Source organism: Variovorax sp. 01N425 (assembly GCF_056399465.1).
Map to the genome: position 1 here is coordinate 1 of NZ_JBFTRJ010000066.1, position 421 is coordinate 421.

Annotated in this window: 1 rRNA gene; it reads left to right on the forward strand. The window is 52.5% G+C overall.

The annotated features are described in order from the left end of the window. Positions 1 to 108, forward strand: a 5S ribosomal RNA gene (gene rrf, locus AC1DSC_RS32715); the annotation flags it as partial. Between the last annotated feature and the right edge of the window lie 313 nt (positions 109 to 421).

The following is a 421-nucleotide window of genomic DNA, read 5'->3' on the forward strand; positions in this document are numbered from 1 at the left end:
TGACCATAGCGACGTGGTACCACTCCTTCCCATCCCGAACAGGACAGTGAAACGCGTCAGCGCCGATGATAGTGCGGGTTCCCGTGTGAAAGTAGGTCATCGTCAGGCTCTTACAGCCAGGAAAAGCCCAACACGGTGTGTTGGGCTTTCCTTTTTGTGTGAGCACCCCAAAAGTGTTCACACAAAAAGGCAAGCGACACAGCGTCTCCAGGGGCGCTGCGAGCAGCTTCAGGTAGCAGACTCCCAGTGAGCGAGCTGCCAGGAGGCCAGAAGAAAAAATCTTCTTCGAAGTTGACGCGGTTTGAAAAAACAGTGCATAATCGAAGGCTCCGCTGAAGCAGCTTCAGCGTCTCGTAGCGAAGGTTGCGGGGTGCGACAAGAAGCTGAAGAAAGCGAAAAAAGTTTGACGGTACTTAAAAAA